This window comes from Algivirga pacifica (genome assembly GCF_039543525.1).
Lineage (GTDB): Bacteria > Bacteroidota > Bacteroidia > Cytophagales > Flammeovirgaceae > Algivirga > Algivirga pacifica.
The window spans coordinates 30,861-56,022 of sequence record NZ_BAABJX010000004.1 but is presented as its reverse complement, the minus strand read 5'-3'; the positions used below and the strand labels follow the sequence as shown (position 1 = coordinate 56,022).

The 25,162-nt window shown below is 39.7% G+C and carries 13 protein-coding genes; 7 read left to right on the top strand and 6 right to left on the bottom strand.

Annotated features, from left to right (window positions below):
* Positions 1-188 precede the first annotated feature (188 nt).
* On the bottom strand, positions 189-2,999 hold the full coding sequence (locus tag ABD985_RS00840) for a FlgD immunoglobulin-like domain containing protein (protein WP_345368515.1): 2,811 nt from the start codon (positions 2,997-2,999) through the stop codon (positions 189-191).
* Between the two features lie 230 nt (positions 3,000-3,229).
* Positions 3,230-3,727 (bottom strand): low molecular weight protein-tyrosine-phosphatase, encoded by a 498-nt coding sequence (locus ABD985_RS00835; protein WP_345368514.1) that lies wholly within the window; start codon positions 3,725-3,727, stop codon positions 3,230-3,232.
* Between the two features lie 579 nt (positions 3,728-4,306).
* On the opposite strand from ABD985_RS00835, the gene ABD985_RS00830 reads away from it, so the two are divergent.
* Entirely contained in the window at positions 4,307-4,795 is a 489-nt protein-coding gene (locus tag ABD985_RS00830; protein ID WP_345368513.1) for a Fur family transcriptional regulator, read from the top strand.
* A 48-nt stretch (positions 4,796-4,843) separates the two neighbouring features.
* Here the strand turns inward: ABD985_RS00830 and ABD985_RS00825 are convergent, their stop codons facing one another.
* From ABD985_RS00825 to ABD985_RS00815, 3 genes are all read right to left on the bottom strand, one after another.
* Positions 4,844-5,464 carry a bifunctional nuclease family protein gene (locus ABD985_RS00825; protein WP_345368512.1) on the bottom strand — a complete coding sequence of 207 codons (621 nt, stop codon included), beginning with the start codon at positions 5,462-5,464 and terminating at the stop codon, positions 4,844-4,846.
* A 620-nt stretch (positions 5,465-6,084) separates the two neighbouring features.
* A complete protein-coding gene (locus ABD985_RS00820; RefSeq protein WP_345368511.1) occupies positions 6,085-7,218 on the bottom strand; it encodes a hypothetical protein in 1,134 nt (377 codons plus the stop codon).
* Between the two features lie 266 nt (positions 7,219-7,484).
* Positions 7,485-9,884 (bottom strand): TonB-dependent receptor, encoded by a 2,400-nt coding sequence (locus ABD985_RS00815; RefSeq protein ID WP_345368510.1) that lies wholly within the window; start codon positions 9,882-9,884, stop codon positions 7,485-7,487.
* A gap of 249 nt (positions 9,885-10,133) precedes the next feature.
* Here ABD985_RS00815 and ABD985_RS00810 point away from each other — a divergent pair, with 249 nt between their 5' ends.
* The 6 genes from ABD985_RS00810 to ABD985_RS00785 all read left to right on the top strand — a co-directional run bounded on the left by ABD985_RS00810 (position 10,134) and on the right by ABD985_RS00785 (position 22,436).
* Positions 10,134-10,592, top strand: a complete 459-nt coding sequence (locus ABD985_RS00810) for a DUF7832 domain-containing protein (RefSeq protein WP_345368509.1) — start codon at positions 10,134-10,136, stop codon at positions 10,590-10,592.
* 100 nt (positions 10,593-10,692) lie between these two features.
* Complete coding sequence (locus ABD985_RS00805; RefSeq protein ID WP_345368508.1) at positions 10,693-15,852, top strand: translocation/assembly module TamB domain-containing protein; 5,160 nt, start codon at positions 10,693-10,695, stop codon at positions 15,850-15,852.
* The gene (gene tamL, locus ABD985_RS00800; RefSeq protein ID WP_345368507.1) at positions 15,852-18,209 is read left to right on the top strand and encodes a translocation and assembly module lipoprotein TamL; all 2,358 of its coding nucleotides are present in this window, start codon (positions 15,852-15,854) and stop codon (positions 18,207-18,209) included. The genes ABD985_RS00805 and tamL overlap by 1 nt, the downstream gene beginning before the upstream one ends.
* Before the next feature lie 228 nt (positions 18,210-18,437).
* Positions 18,438-20,111 carry an ABC1 kinase family protein gene (locus ABD985_RS00795; protein WP_345368506.1) on the top strand — a complete coding sequence of 558 codons (1,674 nt, stop codon included), beginning with the start codon at positions 18,438-18,440 and terminating at the stop codon, positions 20,109-20,111.
* A 66-nt stretch (positions 20,112-20,177) separates the two neighbouring features.
* The gene (locus ABD985_RS00790; protein ID WP_345368505.1) at positions 20,178-21,602 is read left to right on the top strand and encodes an alanine/glycine:cation symporter family protein; all 1,425 of its coding nucleotides are present in this window, start codon (positions 20,178-20,180) and stop codon (positions 21,600-21,602) included.
* A 282-nt stretch (positions 21,603-21,884) separates the two neighbouring features.
* Entirely contained in the window at positions 21,885-22,436 is a 552-nt protein-coding gene (locus ABD985_RS00785; protein WP_345368504.1) for a DNA-3-methyladenine glycosylase I, read from the top strand.
* A 298-nt stretch (positions 22,437-22,734) separates the two neighbouring features.
* On the opposite strand, the gene ABD985_RS00780 is transcribed toward ABD985_RS00785, so the two are convergent.
* Entirely contained in the window at positions 22,735-24,849 is a 2,115-nt protein-coding gene (locus ABD985_RS00780) for an OmpA family protein (RefSeq protein WP_345368503.1), read from the bottom strand.
* Positions 24,850-25,162: the final 313 nt, after the last annotated feature.

The window sequence follows — 25,162 nt, the reverse complement described above, 5'->3', positions numbered from 1 at the left end:
GAATTTTTAGCTTTTGCGATTAAAAATTAGGCAAATTCTTCAAAGCCTTGATTTTTTTGCTTCGTTTTTTCATCAAGGAAAAAATGAAGAAGCTCATAAAGGGCTTGTGAAATAGCTATAAAGTGATGAATTCTCAGAAAGCTAAGCTATTTGTTAATATGGGATGATTCATGTTTATTAATGGGGGACTACTTGATAAGCAGTTTTCCTGTTGTTATTTGATCATCCATTTGGATTTGATAGAGGTAAACCCCTTTGCTTACATTAATGTGCTGATTATTGGTAGTATTCCAAATAAACCTGTATTGACCTTTACTTATCTTTCCTTGGTAGACCTGTTTTACTATTTCTCCAGTCATATTAATGATTGATAGGGATAGTTGATGTTCGCCTTCTGGGATGGTAATGTCAAATTTAGTATGCTCATGCGAAGGAATTGGATACACATTGACATAAAATAGTTGGTCATTGAGGAGTTCCATAATCTCTGAACTGTTTCCGTATATAAACTTGAGGTTTACATGAGAAGCATTTTTCTGAAATTGTTGAACAGCTTGCATGTCGTAGAGCGCACGTGTCTCAGTATCCATGATGAGTAGTTTTTTACCATATGGTAGTAAAGGACGTTCCCATTGAATGTGGATATGATTGCTTTCAGTACTACTAAATGAAGCATTCCAAGTGGCTTGTTCAGTAGCTGGAATGATATCACCGGTAACTTCTGACGTTTTGAAGTCAGGACGATAGAATTGAGCTTTAGGGATATCCATTAAAAGGGGAACTCGTAATCCGTCAAAAGAGTCTATTCCAACTTTTGCTTGCGCATGCATCCCTATTTTAGAAATATGGTGCCATTTTGCATTACTCTTTATTTGCAAAGGTACTTGCCAATTTTGGGAAGCAGTAGTTCTTAAGTTACTTGTGGCTGAATTTTGATATGTTTGTGCACTAGGAATTACCTTTACCTTAAAACTTGGACCTGAATTGTACACGAAATATCCTTTGAAAGGTTCTAAAGTGGACGAAGTATTCACAGCCCCATCCCAATGGTATAGCTCTTCACTTAAGTTATTGACCAAATTATTTTTCAATGAGTGGAATGTTTTAAAGCCGACCCAGTCAATAGGCAGGTTATAAGGGGTACTAATCATATTCCACCCTTGTTCAAAAGATAATTCTGAAAGTGTTATATTTTGGTCTGCCGAATTGTATTGCCCAACATTATCAATCACTTCAGAGGTCATAGCTGGAAAGGAAGCATTCACTTGCTCCTTACTGATAAACCAGTAAGCCTTACCCGGCTGAAGAATATCATTTCCATTGAGTTCTTGGTAGCTATTGTTTACCCATTTAAAAACTCGCCATTTTGTATTATCGTAGGTTCCTAATGATGAGAAAATATGATTAATGCTCATATCTCGGTCTTGCGTTCTCAAGGGTAAGGAAATTATACGGTAATCTTCCGCTTTATCACCTATTCCTACAGTTTGCTGTAATGGTATATCGGAAGAAGTATAGCTCTTATAGCTTACAAGCCATTGATTAGGGTGTTTAGGGAAATACATTGTTTGACCATCTGTTGCCGTCACCTTGAAAAAGTAAGCAGTACCAAAAGGATCTTCAAAAGGTGATAGCGTTACCCGATAAGTGTTATCATTTTCAAGGCTCATTAAATTGTAGAGCGCGTTACCATAATTGTCGTTAGGAGTTATAAACCATTGATTAATAGATACCCTTCCCGTTTCTATTTTCTCGATCAGCTGTGGTTCTTTTACTTTAATTTGTATTTGTGAATTCGCAGAAAGGTCTATCGTTTTATTCAAGTTAAAAGTGGCTTGAACATCAATAATATCTTCAAGACTAATATTGCCACTTTCGGTAATGTTCACAGAAAACTCCGTACTTGTCCACGCTCCATAAGGGTCTTCAGCATAAACAGTAATTGTAGAATTACCAGTGGAGGCTTTTAAGGTTAATACCAATTCCTTATTGCTAGAAACAATTTCTGAAGTGATGACGGCTTCATTGGAGCTAATAGCCTCGTAGATTAAGGGATCATTATCAGCATCATAAAAAACATCTTGTAGGGAGATTACCTTGTTAGTTAAATCATCAGATATTTCTTGATTGGGAATGGGATTCTTGACTATAGGAGAATTATTGCTAGCTGCTTGATTATTAATACAGCTAATATTAGCTACCCAGCCTCCTTTATTGATGTCTGAATCAGAAGTAAAATGAAAAGTAAGAGCTCCGTCAGCGTTGGAGGCTGTCAATACATCAGGTAAAGTTTCTCCTGAAAAAGTACCGATCAGCTGACTGTTATCTTTTGATAGTGCATCGTATACGAAGAGTTTGTCAAAGCCATCTTCCAACTCGAACGAAGTGAATGTAACTTGAATATATTCTCCATCTACAGCAGGAAGTAGCGTCATGGTTATGTCAGCATCATTAGGGTAATGCTCATCTCCGCCAGCATCTTTGAAAATACGATCACAAGCAATGAAGGATCCATTTTCCATATTTAGATCAGCTGGAGGCGGATTGACTGTAACTGAAAAAGCATCTGAAATACTCCCTCCATTGGAGTCATATGCAGTGATTGTAACGGTTGTGCTTCCAGTAGATGTTCCTTCGTATAGGTATAGGGTGTCATTATCCACAGTTGCAGTGATGATCATACTGTCAGTGACCACAACACTATAACTCAAAGAAGCATCATCAACATCATTAAAAACGTTCGCTAGAGGGATTGAAGTAACGGAGAAACCAGAAGTTAATGTATTTAGATCACTTATAGGATTTATAACCGTGGGAGGGGTATTCGTTAATGAACTATACTCCACATTATTTTTTGTAATATTTATATGAGAGGCTTTTCCAATAGCGTTCAACGCCATAAATAGTATAAATAATACAGTAAATAACTGTTGAAACCGGAGAGAATGAATAAAGAAATAGAACGCTCTTGTTTGACCGTTAATTATTGAAGAAAGCATGTTATTGGAGAAAATAAAGTTTTATAAAAGTAATGGATTGAACTTGTATTCATTGTGAAAAAATGATCATCGTAAATCAGATACAGATTACTTTCAATTCTTTTAAAAAGACAATTATAACTAGAGTATTGCTAAAAAAAATATAATGTTTTATTCAAAAAAAACAGATTGTCATAAGTAACGAAGAGAGAACCTTTTTTTAAAGAAATTCTCTCTTCGTCTTAATGAAATTAAATTTTACTACTTTCCAACTCATGCCTCTCTACAAGCTCCTCCAAAAAGTTACTATTAGCCTCCAATAACACCTGATAGCAACGTTCAAATCCATCCATCGCCATGCCGTAAGGGTCTTCCACATCGGCACCGGAACGTGTTTTGTCATAAGCACGCATCATATGTAGCTTTTCCACTTGTGCTGCTGTAGGCTGAAGTGCTTTCATATTTCTAAGGTTGGATTGGTCCATCGGAATGATGTAATCAAACTTCTCAAAGTCTTCTTTGATAAACTTACGGGAACGACTTTCTAAATTGATTCCATGCAAGGCAGCCGTTTTCATCATATTAGGGTCAGGAAGTTCTCCATTGTGCCATCCACTGGTGCCGGCAGAGTCAATTTCGAAGTGATGCTCTAGTTGTCGCTCTTGTACAAGGTGTTGGAAAATGCCTTCTGCCATAGGGGAACGGCAAATATTACCTAGACATACAAATAATACTTTAATCTTACTCATAGGTTTGTTTATCAATTAAGGTTTATCGATTATATAGTAGTTAAGATTGAAGCTATCGCATGATGTTAGTTTATCGGTTATCGCTTATTGTTTATAAACGATATGCTATACCCCATTACATGGAGTCTCTAAACTGTATATTATCCCGTAGACAGCGACAGGGTTAATCTTAAACACTATAGCTTATTGTTTCTGACTAAAATAACTTTCTTCACTGCTCACTGCTCACTGCTCACTGCTCACTGCTCACTGCTCACTGCTCACTGCTCACTGCTCACTGCTCACTGCTCACTGCTCACTGCTAAGATACAGCGATCTTCTCTGATCACTTATAAAAAAGATAAGAATATTGTATTTTATGGTTTTTTATTCAATGAATATCCCATAATTTATCCCTAAATTTAGAAAGGAGTAATAGAGGAAAAAATGTACCTTTGTCAAGGAAATATTAGTTTAGAGCTTTGAGGGAGGATTATACCTAAGGGCTTGTCTGGAATACTGATTAGGTAGATCTTTCTGAAGTAGTTCAAGCAAGCTCTAAGATACTATAGAAGAGAATACAAGGATATGGCAATCAATATGCAACAAAATACGGAAGGTAGTAACAAGGAAAAAATCGAAGAGATTAAGCAGTTATTTGTAAATTATCTGGAGGAGAAAAAATTACGTAAAACTCCTGAACGTTTTGCAATTATAGAGGAAATATACGGTAGGGGAGGACATTTTGATGTAGAGTCTTTGTACATCAATATGAAGAATAAAAACTATAGGGTTAGCCGTGCTACAGTATATAATACACTGGATTTATTATTGGAGTGTGGGTTGATCGTTAAGCATCAGTTTGGACAAAACCTGGCGTTGTACGAACGTTCTCATGGGTTTAGACAACATGACCATTTGATTTGTCGAGAGTGCAATAAGATCTTGGAGTTTTGTGACCCTAGAATACACAAGATCAAGGAGATGGTAGAACAGATCTATAACTTTGAGATTGTAGATCATGCGTTGCATTTTTATGGACAATGTAAAAATGAGGACTGTGAAGGGCGAAAGAAGCAAGATTCGTAATATAAAAAGTAAGGGCTTGGTAGTTGAAACTACCAAGCCCTTATTTTATCAAGAATTTCTATTGTTAAGCTCATCCCTTATTTTGGCGGCTCTTTCATAATCTTCTGCTTCAATCGCCTGTTTCATCATTTCCTCTAGCTTGTTGCTAGGAATGTCAGACAACTCATTTTCTTTATCCTGTAGTAGCTCAATTAGATCAGCATCTTCTTCCGATTCCAATGAGATTTCTTCTTCCTCATCGTCTTCATCATAAAGGTCGTCTACTTTAATTCCCGCTTCTTCCATCACACTTTCATCGGCAAAAATAGGTGACTTGAATCGTATACCTACAGCGATCGCATCAGATGGTCGTGCATCTAATTCTATGATTTCACCATCTTTTCCTTCACAAATCATCGTGGCATAAAAAATACCTTCTTTGAGGTTGGATATGATGACTTCCTTAACGGTAATGCCGAATGAGCCCGCAAAAGATTTAAACAAGTCGTGTGTCATTGGACGGTTGGAGGATATTTTCTCAATCTCCAATGCAATTGCCTGCGCCTCAAACATGCCAATAATGATGGGTAGTCGTCTTTTCCCTGAAACTTCTCCAAGTACCAAAGCAAAAGATCCGTGTGTGGAGTGACTGGCAGATAGTCCTAGTATTTCGAGTTTAACCTTATTCAATTTCTGTTCACTATTAAATCCCCTACAAATGAAATTTGTTAACGTCGTTCCAAAAGTACAGACAATCTATAAAAGTGACACAATTCACAAAAGATTGGATCATTAGCTTGCTGTGAAAGATGAAATAAATTTATAGTTATTGTCCTATATTGAAGTTTAAGTATACTACAATTATCTCAAAAATCTATCATTAGCGACAATTAAAACCATAAAAATATATCTCCATAAATGGAAGAGATCATTCTTTTTAGAATGCCTTTTATTAAAGGTAAATGAATGGATGTTGTAAATAATTGTCTATCAAATGTTTATTTGGCCTTTTGATAAGTAAGCTCTAAGATTGAATATTTATCCGTCATACTACCAACTAGTGGATTGATTACTAAGTAAACTTACAGTTAAGTACTACTTTTAAACGGTTTAAGGAAGAAGGCGAAAGGATTAATAATGATTCTCCAGAAGCTTCTATTCCTTTATCCTTCCTCCTTTATCCATTTGAAAGTAGTGCCTTTATTTCTATCAAAAAACTTATCAATTAGTCCACTCAACACGGCTAGTTGGTTGCGTGACGGTTATTGATACAACCTTAATAATAGACGCTCAGATATTTTAAACAAGCTTTAAAGATTGAACAATAAAAAATTATCATCTGTTTCTTTTTGCTTTAAATCATCATTTAAAGAGTTGTGATCGGGGATTTCCAATAGCTTTACCTGGCTGTTCAATAGGATGCTTGATAAGTTGTCAATTCCTTGCGCTAGGTAAGTAAGCAATAATGGATAAGCTTTAGGTTCCCATATGCACGCACCAGGGATAGGCATACCTGTTTTTGGATGTGCAAAAACGGTAGCAATATTGGCAGGATCTCGTTCCTCATGGAGCAATTGTAAAATCTCCTGATCGAAGCGTTGGTATCGAGTGTCTAATACCCAATAAGCCTTGTCTGGATTTTGTCGAAAAGCAGAAAGTAGCTTCCCCATTGCTCCTAGATTTTTAAAAGTCTCAGGAATAAAAGTAAACTGGCTGCTATTAAAAAATATACGCTCTTTCTCTGGCTTGACAACCAGTCGCCTTTTACAATATACTTTTAAGGCTTGACTACAGTGTCTGATACTTTGAATGTAGTGATGATCCTGGGCATGGTGATCGATCAACCCCCATATCTCAGGAGTGTTTTCTTTTATCAACTTACTGATGACATGAACAGCCCCTTCCGTATTGGTGATTGAACAAATAGGAATTCTATCCCAGTTTTCCATATGCCTTTTTAAGAAATCAGGCACCTCTTTTGTCCCTTCTTCTAAGACAATCAACTTGACGTTGTTGATCTTGTGCAATCGTTGCTTTAGGGAAGAATAATGCCTTTGGTCCAGAAGCAGGATTTGTTGACTGGCTCTGTAATAGTTGCCATCTACAAAAACTAAGTCCTTTTCCATCATCAAAAGACGTAATCCATGAGCACTAAAAGCTTTTCGGAAAATTGCTTTTGTATGTGTGCTGTTGTCTAGAATTTCTGTTTCAGCACCATGTGAGAGGGCTGAATAAGTATCATTGTTGATATCAGCGTAGATGTCTTCTGGTTGTGACTCTGATCCTAGATATCCGATATGATACTGCTCTGATAGGCCTTCGATTAACTCAAAGGCTAATCGCTTATTGTTGTAACAGGTTGACCCAATAATCGCAAATTCGTTTTTCCCAAAACGACCATTATCGGGTTTCTTAAGTTTGGAGATTAATGTGGTTGTTTTCATATGCATAAGGTTTACATATTACGCATGTTACCAGAAAAAGTATGCTATATGATTGCCAACTTCTTTAGGGAGTCAGTTAATCATGACTTGCAATGCGCATGCGTTGTTAGAAAATAGGTGACTTTTATGGTAGTAAAAAATATAAGGATACACTCTCGGTTTGTTTAATGATGATAAAATTTCTTATAAAAGATGGTGTTTTTTTTAGTATAAAACAAGGTATAAGGCAAAAGAAAGCACGATGCTTACGATCGTGCTTTCTTTTTTTAATAGTCTAATTTCATGCTAAAATTTAAAAATCGTTGAGATAATGTATTGGGAACCGCAATTTTTTGTTGGTTGACAAAATCATCTACCCAGGTGAAGGATATATTATTGTTATTGCCAAACATATTGAGAATCTCAAGTCCAAGTGTTAGATGATGGGCTATATTTCCCTTACTCTTATTGAAAGTAATGATTTTACTAAAACCAATATCTGCACGGGTATAATCCGTTCCTTGACTAAGCAAAGCTCTTTGATTAATATCCCCCGGAGGTCCATATGGGAGTCCTGAGCCGTATAGCATACGTAGGTGTACCTGCATACTAGGGTTGTTCGGTAAGTGGTCCCGGAAGAACATACTGAACGTCATCCGTTGGTCTGTCGGGCGTCGAACGTACTCACGGCTATCCTCTTCAAGATCCTCTCTGGTACTCATAAGGCTAAGGGTAAACCAAGATTCTATCCCTTCAATAAACTCTCCACTAAGACGGAGGTCCGTACCAGCCACATAAGCGGTGGTATTGTTGTTGGCGTAATATCGAATACGAACATTATCCACATCATAAGCGACCACATTCCATAGTTGCTTGTAGTAGATCTCTGTAATAAACTTGAATGGACGTTTCCATTTTTCAAAATTAAAGTCCATTCCTCCAATCAGGTGCCAGGAGGATTGCGCCAATAGGTCGGTATTCAGGTTGCCTTGAAAATCAATCATTTCCCGGTAGAAGGGAGGTTGGTGATAGATTCCAGTTGACAGGCTGAAAACAATGTCTTTTTTCCAGTTGGGTTGAATGGCATATTGCAATCGTGGACTGTATAGCCATTGTCCGTTCAGGGAGGTATATAGCGTACGAATACCTGCCGTTAAGGTCTGTTTTTGTCCTAGTAAAAATGTTCCTTGTAAATAAGAGGCTACTTTGTTATTCTCTATTTGATTGAGTGATTCCAGTACAGGAGTACGTTCGATAATATAACCAACGGAATCCTTGAAGCCGTATTCATAAAGCCTATTCTCTAGTTTTTCATGGTCGTATCTTAGGCCAAACTCCACACTTAAGGAAGGAGTTAAGTTCCATAAGTTACGGCTCTCCAAAGCATAGATCTCAGCATCCATGGCATTGCGGGCATATTGGTACTCAGAACCAACACCGGTGATTAGCTCCTCTTCGTTGATATCTTCTCCAGGGCGCTCTTTTACATCAGCTATCCTGTAGCCACTTTCTAGGTCAATAAACTCTCTCTCTTGGGTTTTGAGTGCCGATGCAATCAAATTGGTTTTAAGGTTTTCACTTACCCAATGCCCCAGATTAAGGCCTCCCTGAAAGGTGTCATAATCGAGCTGTTCCCTTCCTTCAAAGTCTACCGTTAGTTTCTTGGCATTATTGAAAGTGCCAAAACGTGTTTCCCTTAAAGTAGGAACGACCTTATAACGGTTGCGGGCATAGGAGGTAAGAATACCTAAGGTTGTCTTCTCATCTTTTTCGGGAGATAAGTCAATGTCTACATAGGATTGTAAATCATAAAATCGTGGAAGGTACTCTCCATCAGTGTCCAAGGTCCCTAATAAGTATTCTGCTGATTTATGACGAAAGCCAGCCATATAACTTACACGGTCTCCAGCTTTTCCTCCTGCAAAGATTCCTCCTCCCAATAAGGATGCTGTTACAGATGCCTTAAACTCTTTTGGGGCTGCATACGCAATGGATAATACAGAGGAAAGCTTATCACCATAATGAGGTTGCCATCCTCCTGAAGAGAAAGAAACACTACCCACCATATCAGGGTTGATAAAGCTAAGTCCTTCCTGTTGCCCACTTCTTGCCAGAAAAGGACGATAAACCTGTATATTGTTAACATAGACCAGGTTCTCGTCAAAGTTTCCTCCTCTTACAGAGTATGCAGAAGAAAACTCATTATTACCATAAATCCCTAGCGCACCTCCTGCAATTAATTTTTGATTGAAATCCCCGAAAGGAGTGATCACCTCTTGTAAGGCTTCCGCATCTACCTTGATCGTACCGGCACTTTCCCTTGCCTCGGGAATATTTTTTCCTTCTACCGTAATTTCAGAAAGTTCTTTTGACTTTAACAAGAGACGGACGTTGTGTACGCTTTCCATCTCATCACCGATTTCGATATACAAAGTATCATTGCTATAGCCAGGGTGGGAGAATACAATCGTTTGCGTACCTAAAGGAAGTAGGTATTCATATTGCCCATTTTTATTGGAATAGACGGGAGGAATAGGAAGTGAAGGGGCAGTAATGGTAGCGCCTTCTAATGGGATTCCATTTTCCTGATAAATGTAACCATTTAGTTTTCCTTGCTGTCCATTGGAAAAATGAGCAGATAGAAAAAAGAGAAAAAATAAGGTATATCTAAAAAAAGCGTGTTTCATGAAATTGGCTGGTGGTTTAGCATCCATTGGTCCCTGATATGCAACAGGAAACATATCGTATTCATATAATTTTTATTGGCAATCTAATGTTTTCTGTTAATATCTTTAAGTATTTATTACAGAAATCATATGCGAAAAAGGGTATATTTATGGTCTTTTGTATAAATATGTCTACTTTGTGTTATTCTATCGCTGATAGGAAGGGAGTTGTTCCTGTCAGGCAGTTCCACTATTTAGCTATCTAAAACCATGTTAGAGCAACAAGAAAACAAACCAACTGAAAAGGAGCATATCATTGATGATGTGCGCTCTTATTTCCTGAAAGATTGGCCTGAAGGGGTGCACCTAGAGCAAGCATATTTGCACATTGGGATGTACTTGGGGTGGATTATAGAACACGACTTGTATAGTGAAGATTTTGAGGAAGAGTTTGATGTACAAATCTTCAGGTTCAAGAAAAGGGATTTGAGCTGTATTATTATTGGAGAGCTTTGGGATGGGATCATCTCCATGGATCAATTCTGCTTGCCTGAGGGCTGCGACTTTACAGATTATTATTATGCTGGAGGAGTGTACTTGCAGGATTACAAGGAGGTTTTTCATTGTAATGAAGCTACGATGTTTGATGTGGAGGATTCCTGGGAGAACTACGAAAAGATGATTCTCAAGATTAATGAACGTTACGAAGCTTGGAAAGCTGGGGCATAATGAGCAACAGTAAAAGTCTGAGTAAAAGAAATTGATGACAGATGGGGGTTATGTTATCCTTTTATTTTTGAGGTAACAAAGGGACGTATTGAATTAAAAAATGGCTGAAGAATCAGGAAAGGAAAAACTGACAACAAAACAATCGATATTAAGAAGGGGAATAAAAGGGTTACTCATAGGTTTGGGTAGCCTTTTGCTGTTGTTGTTAATTTTGATTTTTGGAGTACTCAAACTTCCTTTTGTACAAGAAAAGGTCGTTGAGATGGCACTGACGTATGTGAGAGGTAAGGTGAATACGGAAGTCTCCTTAGATAGAATAGTGTTGGACTTTCCAACCTCTTTAGTATTGGAAGGGGTTTATGTGGAAGATCAACAACAAGACACCTTATTAGCGGTAGATCGCCTGGAGGCCGCAATGGGAGTCCGTTCTTTGTGGATGAAGAAAATATCGGTTAGTGAAATTAACCTTCAAGGTGTGACGGCACATGTAGCCTTGAGAGAAGATTCTACCTTTAACTTTGATTACTTGGTGGAGGCTTTTGCTTCAGAGGATACGGTTGTGGTAGAAGAGGATACAACTGCTGTAATTCCAATTATCCGTATAGGAGAAACCAATTTGGAGGACATATACCTGACGTATGGAGATAGTGTGTTAGGGGAGGAGGCTGTACTTAGGTTAGGCTCTTTCCAGATAGGAGCTTCGACGATAGATCTTAATGCACCTTACTATGGAGTAGGAGAAATGATTCTATCGAATACGACAGCCTCTTATATTCGCTACGGAACAGCTACAGTTGTAGAAAAACCTGTAGAGGAAGAAACAGACTCATTGGGGTTGGATATAGGGGTATTGTTGAATGATATTCAGGTCATCAATACCAGCTTACTATATGAGGATGTCATGGCGGCCCAATATGCTCAAATAGAGATAGGAGAGTTTTTATTATCGCCTGAGGCGATTGATCTCAAGAACCAAGTGATTGCGATTGATAAAGTAGCGCTGACTGAATCTAAGGTGGGTTTTACCATGAAAAGTGACACCTTGGCTACGGAACAGGTTCCTGATTCAGGAACAACAGCTTTTACGGGTTTTACAGCAGGTTGGACTGTTTCGGTTGCACAGGTTTCACTAGCGGATAATCAATTGCAATTTGATGATTTACTTTATCCGACGTTAGAGGAAGGAATGGACTTTAGCCATATTAACCTTTCCAAGGTTCATTTGGAAGTGAAGGACATTCTGGCTAAGGACAAGGAAGTGCGCCTTGATTTAAGGAAGACCTCTTTAAAAGAAAAATCGGGTTTTTATCTCAAGAATTTATCCGGGGTAATTGATGTTTATGAAGATCATCTTAAGGTCGACAATAATATCATAGCCTTCGGGAAGAGTTATTTGGAACAGGACTTACTTCTTAAATTCCCGAATATCTACAATATTCCGAATGAATTAACCTCCCTGTATATTGATTATCATATGGATACGCTATCCTTTGATGGCAGGGATGCCCAACCCTTTACCGCAACACTGGAAGATATTCCTTATTTAGAAGTATTGGACTCCCTGAGAATAGCCTCATCTTTAGAAGTAAAAGGGTATTTGAATAAACTGGAGTTTAAGCATTTTGCTTTAGCTGAGCGAGATCGTTTGTCTTTCCAAAGTCGTATGACCTTGGAAGGGTTACCAGAGGCTGATTCCCTGGAATATCTACTATTTATAGATTCATTGGGATTGAAGCCGAAGGAAGTAATGGTAATACTGCCGGATAGCATGCAGGTGGAGGGAGTTAATTTACCTTCTTGGGCTTCATTGAAGGGACAAGTGGAAGGAAGCCTGACTGATATTGCTACGATATTGCAGTTGAATATGGATATGGGAGCAGTATATGCTGACTTTCATATGAGTGATCTGGAACAATATGAGGGAAGTGTTAAGGTGGGAGATCTTCAGGTAGGGAAGCTATTGGACGACCCTACAATTGGTCCACTTACCGCAACGTTTACCCTGGAAGGAAAGGGGTTAGATATTGAAAAGGAACTGTCGACCCAGTTTGATTTGATGCTGGAGGAAGCTACCTATGAAGGATACACCTATAGAGACCTTACCGTAACAGGGAGCAGTGAGCGCTTGGCTGCGAAGGTACATGCTTTTATGGATCGACCAGAAATTGCTTTTGATATAGGGCTGGAGGCTGATCTTAATAAAGAAGAGCCAACCGTAGGATTACATGTGAATCTGAAAAAAGCTTACCTACAACAGTTGAATCTAATGGAGGATACGGTGTATGTAGAAGGACAAGTGTACGGTGGAATTATAGGAATAGATCCTGAAGACATGGCTTTGGATGTGGTGATTGAAGATTTTGTTTTCCAGAGAGGAACTGTGCCCTATGCATTTGATCGTATGACACTAAGTGGTACATTGACACCTGATAGCGCCAATGCGATATTTACGTCCGATATATTAGACCTTTCTTTTAGTTCAAATGTACCTTTGGATAGCTTAACTGATTTGATGACACATCGACTCAATTCTTACTTTAGCTTGGACACAACTTTGGTGAAGAAAAGAGTGGCGTATGAAGATACGCACATTGAGTTTAAGATGATTCCTAAAGATACCTATTACCTGACAGAGGGACTAATTCCAGGGCTTACAGAAATTACGTTGGAACCTATGAATGGGTACTATGACAATGAAGAAGACGCTTTATTGCTCCATATGATGGTTCCACATGTTGTCTACAATGATATACAAGTGGATTCCTTAGGAATGGATGTTATCGCAGATACCTCCCATCTGGAGGCAAGCTTTTTTATGAGTAAGCTAGCACCATCAGATTCCATAGAATTGAACAACTTTAGTATTGATATTACCGCAAAAGATGAAATAGTTGATATAGGCGTATTCGGAGAGAATAAAGATAAAACAGATTATTGGCTCAAAGTCATCTCTGATATGGAAAATCGGGATGGAATATACGTATTGTCTTTTGACTCTTTGAGATTGAATAAGACGGACTGGAAGGTTTCTCCAAATAACGAGGTCCGTTTTGGACAGGGGGTTCCGTTTATTGATCAGTTTCAAATGCAAAGCAAGCAAGGAACTTTGAAATTGCAGACGGTGGTACAAGGAGTGGATTCTACGTTGAGAGTAAACTTGGAGGATGTTGATTTCAGTACAATAACTTATTCTTCGGAAAGAGAAAACTCCTTGCTGATGGGGGTGCTTGATACGGAAGTGGATTACCGTTATGATGGACAACTACAGACAAAGGTAGAATGGACCAAGTTGGGAGCTTTAGGACATGAGGTAGGAACACTTACTTTAGAGGCCAATAACGACGATAAGTTAGAGAAATATGCTTTTAATACCGCTTTAAAAGGACTGATTGGTGATATACAGCTACAAGGTAGTTATGACCTGTCTGAGGAAAAGGTACCATTGAATCTGGAGGTAGCAGTAGAGGAACTTAGTTTGGAACCATTGGAGCCTTTTGTACAGGAGTATCTGACAGAACTAGGAGGAGGGTTTGAAGGTGATATACAGGTGAAGGGCTTGGGAACTGCTCCATTATTTGTCAGGGGGCAACTAGAAATGGACCAAATGTATATGAGGCTCTTTATGACCGGAAGCCGATTTGATGTGGCCAAAGGAACTATAGGGTTCGATGAAAAGGGAATTACCCTAAATCATATTGAGGTACATGACCCTTCGGGAAATGACCTGGACATACATGGACGATTGGAGACTCAGGATTTCTTGGATTATCGTTTCAAGATTGATATTACATGTGATGATTTTGAGGTAGTCAACTCTAAAGAGCCACTGGAAGGACAGGAGTTATATGGTTTGCTGGTGGTGGATAATGCAACAAAAATTAGAGGGACACTCGATCATCCGGTTATCACTTCTACCATTAATGTGGACCGTAAAACAGATTTGTTTTATGTCTATTTGGAAGGCGGTGTAGCAGCCTTGGATCAAGGAGAAGGTGTGGTGGAGTTTATAGATATTTCTCGTCCTATAGACACCTTGGTTGTCCAGGATACCAATCCATACCTATTGGATGTGAAATCCAAGATTACGATACAGAAAGGAACCAAGGTAACCGTTATTCTTGATCCTGAGGCAGGGGATGCTTTGGAGCAAACCGGAGGGGGAGAACTCAACTTCTCTATGCAATCAGGAGGTGATATGGTGATGACTGGCGCTTATGAAATCGAGTCAGGAACCTATGGAATGACCTTCTATAAGGTGATTCCAAAAAAGGAGTTTTATATGCGACCGGGAAGTAGGATCTTCTGGACAGGGGATCCTATGGCTCCAACAGCAGATATCAGTGCCATTTATCGTGCGAAAACGCCACCTTATCCCTTATTGGCGAATAGGGTTTCAGATCCTGATCGTTATAAGGCGAGAAAAGCTTTTGATGTATACTTGAACCTGGAGGGGGAAGTGATGAATCCTGATATCTCTTTTAATATTACTTATCCGGAATCTGTTAATGGAAAGGATTCCAATATTGAAAGGGTACTTACAGAAATGAGAGAGGATGAAGGGCAAATGAATAAGCAAGTATTCTCTTTGTTGATGGTAGGTTCATTTATCAATGTCTCCGGTGGGGATGCCAATACGGGAGAGGAGATTGTAAGAGGAACAATCAGTTCCATGATTAGTAATCAGTTGAATAAGCTCTCCAGTGAATATGTCAAAGGAGTAGATTTAAGTTTCAATTTGGATAGCTACGATAAAACGGGTGGGGGAACACAGACTGATGTGGGTGTGAAAGTGAAAAAATCCTTGTTCAATGATCGTTTGAGCGTAAGTGTTGGAGGAACCTATATGAATAGCGAAGAGGCAGCCAATGCGAATCAGTCTAATGAAGGGACATTTTATGCAGACTTTGAGCTATTGTATAAAATCTTAAGAGATGGAACGCTACAAGGGAAATTGTTCCGGGAGCGTGATAAGGAATATTTTACTCCAGATGTTCAAAAGACGGGTTTCTCTTTGATGTATGATAAAAAGTACAATAAGTTCAAGGAGCTGTTTGAAAAGAACCTTGAAAAGAAGCAGGAGAGAAGACGTATGCAAGGAAGGATGAAACGTACGGATATGGGAGGAAGAAAAAAGGCTGAGCCAGCTAAAACGGAAGATAAGAAAAAGGTCCCTCCAAAAGAAGATGACACCAAGCCGACAGACGATCAGCCATTAATTGACAAGGAAAACGAGGAAACTATAATACAGGAAGAAGAGTAATGGGAATAATAAGATACTTTTTCGCAGGACTGTTCCTGTTCCTGACCTCCTGTAATGCCGCTAAATATTTACAGGGTGAGGAACGATTTTATGCGGGGGCAACAATTGTTTACGAAACACCTGATAGCATTGATATTGAAATACCTGTTCAAGCAGAACTGGAAAGTGTATTGACTCCGGCTCCCAATAATGAGCTGTTTGGGAGTAGAATAGGCGTATGGTATCGTTTAAGGGGAGAGGCTGCTAAGAAGAAAGGCCTTAAACGGTGGTTGGGAAACAAGCTAGGAGCAGATCCAGTGTTTTATAACGATAATATAGCCAGTAAACTAACGGATGTTCTTCTCAATCGAATGGATAACAATGGCTATTTTGGGGCTCGTGCCCGTATGGATACGGTACATAACCTGCGAAAAAAAGAGGTAGCAGTGACGTATACGATTACGGTCGATAACCCCGCATATACACTCAAGGATATTTATTATCCTCCCTTGGATAGTGCCCGAAATTCTTTAGAGAAGAATATTTCTATCCTTCAAGAAAGAAGTACCCTATGGGAAGGAGAACGCTATCAGCTAAGTCAACTTAGGAATGAACGGGAAAAATTGGATGAAAACCTTAAAAATAGAGGTTACTATTACTTTAACCCAGAGTATATTCACTTTATGGCTGATAGCACGGAAGGGGATAGGGAGGTCATGCTCTTTCTGAAATTAAAACCAGATATTCAAGAAAGAGTCTTCAAGAAATATAGAATAGGTGATATTGTTATCCGGCCGGATTATGATATTGATCAATTGAATATATCCAAGAAACATCAGACCATTCAAACGGATGATTTCCTTTATAAGGGTGACCCAAAGAACTTCCGTATACCTATTGCAGCCAGGGGAATGCGATTTAGCGAAGGGGACTATTATTCCAAGTTACAACATCAGGCCACACTGAAATACTTCAGTAGTCTAGGTATTTTTCGTTACGTAGATATGAGTTTGAAGGAACGTCCGGATTCGCTTCTGGAAGATCCTTCTGAAGGGATTCTGGATGTGGAGCTCAAGATGTCACAAATGACACCAAAATCGTTTGGAGCCGAGATTGGTGCAGCTCAGTGGGATAATGGTTTTGTGGGGCCAGAGTTCAATACTTCTTGGACACACCGTAATTTTCTGGGAGGTGCAGAGGTCTTTAGTGTATCTGGTAATGTGGGTTGGCAAAAGGAGTTTGGTAGCCAGCAAGGTGCTGTAGAGCGCTTGCTGATTTATGGTTTGGAAACGAGGATGAGAGTTCCCCGTATTGTTACCCCTATTCCTTTGCGGTTATATCATGGGAATACTATGCCTGCGACCAACTTCGTGGTTTCTTTGCAGCAATATAATTTTAAATTGCCTCCAGAGAGTAGTGTAAATAGTGACGATCCCCGATTTTTGATGACCTATGTGAATACGAGGTACGGGTTTGATTGGCGATCCAATAAAAGGTCCAGTCACAGTTTATATCCTGTAGCCATAAGTTATCAGATACAGAATGATCCAGATAATGTATTGGATGATCTGATAGAGGAGTTTCCATTTATCAGTCAAACATTCCGAAATCAGTTTATTATTGGCTCGGAGTATGCCTATACCTATAACTCTACGCCAGGAGTAGAAAATACGAACCGCTTCTTTTTCAGAGGGTCTATTGATGCTTCTGGAAATGCATTATACGGGGTAAAGTCATTGATACAAGAGGGGGAGAAGCAAAATGAACTCTTTGGAGTCCCTTTCTCCAGGTATGTTCGATTAGGCGCTGATACCCGTTATTTTGTTCCGCTAAGCAAGAAAGGACTTTTAGCTTCCAGAGTTTTCGCAGGTATTGGAATTCCTATAGGAGAGACGGAAGCATTACCTTTTTCCAAACAGTATTTTGTAGGAGGTGCCAATAGTGTGAGAGCGTTTAAGACTCGAAGAGTAGGACCAGGGGTGTGGACCACCGATGATGTTAATGCAGACTTTGCCTTGAGGGCAGGGGATATCAAGCTAGAAGGGAATGTAGAGTACCGTTATGATTTAAGTAAATACTTAAAATGGGCCTGGTTCTTTGATGCTGGAAACATATGGCTGAAAAATGACGAAATCAATATTGACGGCCTTCCCGCAAGAGAAGGAACCACCTTTGAGTTCAGTGAATTTTACAAGCAACTTGCCATGGGAACCGGAATGGGTTTTCGTATCGATGCCATATTTTTCGTACTACGTTTTGATATGGCCATTCCACTTCGAAATCCAGCAGAACCTGATCCTTGGGTGATTAAGAATATAGATTTTCCTTGGTTAGCGGATAATACAGTGTTCCATATTGCTATAGGATATCCTTTCTAAGGTAAGAGGTAAGAGGTAAGAGGTAAGAGGGGCGTAGTTTATTGCGTTCTACGAAGGAAGGTGAAAGTTACAACAAATAAATAAGGTGAAGCATGAAGAGTAATAATTAATTTCCTTCATCCTTTCTTTCGTATTCTCAAAATCATATTCCATCCTTAATGATTTTCATTTCCCCTTTTAACTACCCTTTTTATTTCCTATTTTTCATTTGTAAGCAACGACAAACAAATGTTTTTTGATAGGACTGTACGAAACATACAACGTATACAGCAAGTAATTGTGATTCTTTTGGAATACGGTTTTGAGGATGTGGTGACTAATACCAAGCTCAACCGTTTTGTGAAAGAAGGATGGACAAGAAGGAATAGGCCAATCACGGCTTATTCTCGCTGGGAACGTGTGCGTATGGTCATCGAGGAGTTAGGCCCTACCTTCATTAAGTTTGCCCAGTTGTTGAGTAACCGTCCTGACCTTTTGCCCAAAGGACTGATCAGGGAGTTTGAGAAATTACAGGATAGCGTTCCTCCGATAGATGTGGACCTGGCTCGTCATATTGTAGAGACAGAAACAGGAAGATCTATCGATGAGTTGTTCGTTTATTTTGATGAGGTGCCGCTGGGGTCAGCTTCTATCGGGCAGGTACACCGTGCCAGGCTGTTGAGTGGAGAGGATGTAGTGATTAAGGTACAGCGCCCCGAGGCAGATAAACAGATGCGTACCGATCTTGCGCTGTTGATGGATATTATTCGCTTAATGGAGAATTTCTTCAAGAATAATGGAATTCTTAATCCTATAGAGGTAGTTCAGGCTTTTGAGAAGAGTATGAATGAGGAGCTGGACTACCGTATTGAAATCCGTAACCTGATCAACTTCAAGAAAGCATACGAGAAAGATCCTCACCTTTACGTTCCCAAGGCCTATAAAGAACTATCCACCCGTAAAATCCTGACGATGGAGTTTGTCAGTGGTTGTAAGATCACAGATAAAGAGCGCCTGTTGGAGTGGGGGTTGGAGCCTAAGCATGTCGTGAAGCATGGATTACAAATCTATCTCAAACAGATTTTTGAGATGGGATATTTTCATGCCGATCCACATCCGGGAAATATCTTGGTGCGCCCTGATGGGAAAATCATTCTATTGGATTTTGGTATGATAGGCAAGATGAGCCGTTACCAGCGGTATGCTTTTGCCAATTTTATGGTGAGCCTTTCCAATGGAGATGCCAAGGGGGTATCTGTGTACTTACGAAAGTTATCCCATGATGGAGAAGTAGAGAATGCCCGTGAGCTGGAAAGCGATCTCAGCGAGCTGGTGGATGATTTTATCGTTTACGGAGGGGATGATACGGAAATTGGAGATATAGTTTCCCGACTTCAAAAAGTGATTTATAGGCATCGATTGTCAGTGGCAGGGGTAGTGTTCTTGATTCTCAGGGCATTAACGATACTAGATGGAATTGGACGTAAACTATATAGTGACTTTGAGATCATTCCAGTGATCAGGCCTTATGGGGCAAAGCTTCTAAGAGAGCAGTTTACAACCAAAAACATATCTTCTGATCTTTATTATTCTTTCTTACAATTTTCTTCCCTACTGTATAACCTTCCGTTAGAGCTTCGTTTTATCCTAAAGAAAGCCAGAACAGGAAAGTTATTTTTTAACCATCATATAGAAGGGCTAGAGCAATTGACAACAACCATTGATCAGGTGGTATCCAGGTTGAATGTCACGTTGATTTTGCTTGCTGTATTTTTAGGATCTTCTATTGTTACAGCATCAGATAGCCAATATCTGGCCCGTAATACCTGGGGGATTCCCTATGTCAGTATGGTGGGGTATGTTATCTCAATTTTATTGGTAATCCTATTGTCTATATTGAAGAATTTCAGAAAGAATGATTAGGTTGAGATAAATACCATATTTTGTTTAGATTCTATACAAAATATTACCACTCAACTTAAATAACCCATGGAATTACTAGAAAACCTTGTCAATAGCCTTAATGGCATCGCTTCATACATCCTTATTATTCTTCTTTTATGTGCCGGTGTATTCTTTACCTACCGTAACAAACTCGTGCAGTTTCGGATGGTCCCAGATATGTTCAAGTTATTATTGGAGGGCTCTGGGCATAAGCATGGTGTATCTTCATTTCAAGCATTTTGTATCAGTACAGCCTCCAGAGTGGGAACTGGTAATATGGCTGGAGTCGCTATTGCCGTGATTATGGGGGGACCAGGAGCAGTATTCTGGATGTGGCTTATTGCCTTGATAGGTTCAGCATCAGCCTTTGTGGAAAGTACCTTAGCCCAGATTTATAAGGAAAAAGCACCGAATGCCGATGCGTTTGTCGGAGGTCCCGCCTATTATATGGAAAAGGCCTTGGGGAATAGAGGGTTGGGCGTCGTGTTTTCCGTTTTGATTACAATCTGTTTTGGGTTTGTGTTTAATGCGGTACAATCCAATACGATCGCGGGGGCTATGGCAGAGGCATTTCAGTTTGACCCATTATGGGTAGGAGTGTCTTTGGCGGTAGTAACTGGATTAGTGATTTTTGGAGGAGTAAGTCGCATTGCCGTGATTTCTGAGGTCATTGTACCGATTATGGCCGTGGCTTATATTCTGGTCGTATCCTATGTACTCGTCTTAAACTTTACAAAAATACCATCTGTAATTGCCGAGATTATAGGAGGAGCCTTTGGCTTTCAGCAAGCCGCAGGAGGAGCTATTGGGGCAGCCTTGATGAATGGGATCAAACGGGGACTGTTCTCTAATGAGGCAGGGATGGGTTCGGCACCCAATGCAGCAGCGACAGCTAACGTATCGCACCCCGTAAAACAAGGATTAATTCAAACCTTGGGCGTATTTACGGATACCCTATTAATTTGTTCTGCCTCAGCATTTTTGATTTTAATTTCTGGAGAACATTTGAATGGAGAAGGGAAAGAAGGAATCGCCTTGACACAATCAGCACTCTCTTCTCAAGTGGGAGAGTGGGGAAATGTATTTTTGGCTGTTAGTGTCATGCTTTTTGCCTTTAGCTCGGTAGTAGGGAACTACTACTATGGAGAATCGAATATAGAATTTATCAGCAAAAAGAAACTTTACCGTTATATTTACCGGGCAATGGTATTGGGCATGGTCGTGTTTGGAGCCTTAGCCAAGGTAGAATTGGTATGGAATCTGGCTGACCTGTTTATGGCATTAATGGCCATGACCAATATATATGCCATCTTGAAATTATCGCCTATTGTAGCTTACGCTTTCAGGGATTATATGGAGCAAAAGAAGAAAGGAATTGACCCTGTATTCAACCCTAAACATATAGGAGTGATGAAGGGAGCAGAAACCTGGAAAGAAGAATGGGGGGATGAGATAAAAGGTAAAAGATAAAAGGTAAAAGGTAAAAGGTAGGGGCGACTCCAGTGCTGTCAATTTGAACTAAGAACTGGTCGTAGCGTCCTCGCTACGACTAAAATCATAACTTGAGCGTCCTCGCTCAAGGCCTTAAAAACGGGAGCGAGGACGCTCCCACTATGTTTAAGTCTTAGCCTGGAGGCTAAGACTAGTGTCTACCTTTTCTTAAATTGACAGCATTGGGGACGATCCCATGTGGTCGCCCTTGCACAAGGCATCGCCCTGTATGCACATGAATACAACATCAAAAACTAAACAATGGAAAACACTTACTGTCTCTTCGTTTCTACAAAAGGTCCAGAAGATCTACATCGCAAATACCACGATACAGCATACGGCTTCCCAATTGATGATGATAATGAACTGTTTGGGCGATTGATATTAGAAATTAATCAGGCAGGGTTATCCTGGGATCTCATCCTAAAAAAAGAAGAGAATTTTCGTAAAGCCTATGCCGATTTTGATATTGAAAAGGTAGCCAACTTTACCGAAGAAGACAGGGAACGATTACTTACTGATGCAGGGATTATTCGAAATAAACTTAAAGTCAACGCTGCCATCCATAATGCCCAGAGAATCCAGGAGCTTCAGCAAGAATATGGATCTTTTAAAGCTTGGCTAGATACACATCATCCCAAGACAAAAGAGGAGTGGGTTAAGTTGTTCAAGAAGACCTTCAAATTTACAGGTGGAGAAATTACCAATGAGTTTCTGATGAGTACGGGGTATTTACCGGGAGCACACCATCCGGATTGTCCTATCTATCAGGAAGTGTTGGCGCATCAACCGGCTTTTATCAGTGAGCAGTGAACAGTGTTCAATGAACAAGGAAAACTACTGAGATGGAGTGGTGAAATTAGGGTAGTCCATAGCCATCCGCCTCTTGTACGGCCGCGCCATTGGCGCGGCCGTACAAGAGGCTTGCAGTGATGTGTCTGTTTTATTGAATGGTGCTTGAGCGTGGACGCTCAAATAATGTTTAAAGTCCTAGCGAGGACGCTAGGACTAGTATTTAGAGAGAATCCAATAATTAAAAACTGAAAATTAATCATTAAAAATTAACCCCACTACATCAGCAATTATATACAAAGCATCAATTGCTCACTGCTCACTGCTTAGAGTCTAGCGTAAACAACTTAAACTCCACCCTGCGGTTAATTCGCTTATCTTCCGGGGTTTGAGGGTTAGCAATAATAGGTTCCGTATCCCCTTTTCCTTCTGCGAGCACACGCTCAGAAGAGAAGTTGCCATAGGCTAGTAGGTAATCCCTGATAGCATAGGCTCTTTGCTCTGATAGTCTCATGTTGTTGAAGCTGCTGCCATCAGAATCCGTGTGGCCAATTACTTTCAGGTGATAGTGTGGATTAGCCTGAAGGAACTCAATGATAAGGTGCAAGTTGTTTTCCATATCGGGTTTGAGATCCGCACTATTGGATTCAAAGTCAATGGACTTGAAGGTGATTGTTCTATTGGTATCTACGGCCTCTAATTCTTTTTCCATTGGCCCATCCATATAAAAAAGCTCTTCAATCTTGAAGAAATTGTCTCCCTCTACAATAAGAAGATACTGTCTTTGATCAATCAGTTCGAAATCAAAAGAGCCATCTTCCCGAATCTTCTTGGGAGCTACTTCAACTCCTTCATGAAGGTCAATAACGGTGACCGTCCCTTCAAATACCTTCCCGGTTGTAGGTTCTACCACTCTTCCTGAAAAGCGTACCGTACTGTTGGGTTTAGCGCCCATAGGTAGCGGGAAAGAATAGATGTCCATATTGGGTTTGCCGGGGTTGTCAGACTTGGCGAAGTAAAGAAGCTTGGACTCTGCATCTATGGCGAAGTAAAATTCATCTCCTTTACCGTTAACTAGAGGGCCAATATTTTTAGGTTCAAGGTATTGTTCCTCCTGACGGTATACTTTGAAAATATCGAATCCTCCAAAGTTAAAAAGGTGTCCATCGGAACTAAAATAGAGCACATCATAGGCCGAGTGCTGATAAGGGCTCACCTCATTTTTCATGGTATTGATCAATGGACCAAGGTTTTGGGCTTTACTCCATTTCCCTTTCCGATCTTTAATAGAATACCATAGATCAGTACCTCCGAAACCTCCTGGTCGAGATGAACTGAAAAATAGCGTGTCTTCGGTTGCATTAAGCGCTGGATGAGAGTCCCATAAGGGACTGTTGACTTCTGAACCTAAGTTCTTGGGTTTTCCCCAACTTCCATCTCTTTGTTTCTTGGAGACATAAATATCGCAATCTCCTTTTCCTTCTGGTGCGTGGCAGCGGACAAAATACAGTGAACGACCGTCTTTGCTTATAAATGAAGACCCTTCATTATATTCAGAGTTGATGGAGTCCAGTGGAGCGGCATCCATCCATTCTCCTTGAGGGTCTTTCTCTGAAATGTATAGATTTTCTACAGGTTTGGGTAGTGGAGCATCGCTCATTTCCATAGAAGGTGTAATGGCTTCTTGGGCTTTCAAAGAAGTATAAATCAAATACTGATCATTCTTTCCACCTATGGAGACCCCGTAATCATCGGCTGATGTATTGATACTACTGCCCATTTTTGTCAGTACTTTTCTGGAAGACATCAAGGTGTCGACCAATAGTCTTTTTTCAATTAATCGATAATAGTCTTCCAAATCAGCATAAAGAGGACGTTCATATAGAATCAGGTTGTTATATCGGGAAAGTGCTTCTTCTATATTTCCCCTGAAATGTTTTAAGATTAATCGATAGACTTCTTTTGCCAATTGCTTATCGCCATTGTAGTGCGCTGTACGTGCCAGTCTCCATAAAAGGGACATATCTCCCAGTAGGAAATAATCTTTTTCAAAGTCACTTAACTGGGAGGTATCATACAAACGTGATAAGGCTTCATTTACTTTTTTCTGGTTGGCAATATCATACTTTGGGGTTTTGCCAGCAACGCCTTGATTGAGGAAGTTGTCTATTCCAAAATTACTGACGTATTGATATAAGGCAGGATAGTACTTATTCCATTGCTTGGTATTTTCATATAGCTCAATCTGCTGAAGTTCCTTATGGTTTTTGTAGTAAGCGATCTTATTGATATTCGAAAAGACAATAGAGGGAGTGCCTAACACTTTACTGAGAGAGTCAGGAGAAAAGTTTTGTGCGTGGAGGTTATTTTGTTCTTGTGCGTGACTTATAATGGATAGACTAATACAAAGGAGCCAGCAGAAAGTTGTTCGCATAAGATTCATATCATCAGGGATAGTGCCTTCTTCAAGAAAAAAGTATAGTACAAATTTAGTGGTTATTCTCTGATTTGGCAGTCAGAGCTCAAAAATATGTCTTTTATTACTGACATTTTTTGTTGGATTAATGAAACCTTGTCAGGTTTTTTTTGTTAAACAGACACCTTGTCAGGTTTTGTGTTTTTATAGAATTAATATTGTTTTTGAGTGATTAGGGAGGTAATATATTGATTACTAGAATAAAATAAGGGTTTAAGAGGCTTTTTAGGGTGTTTTTTACATACCGTAATAGGATGAAACATTGGGATTG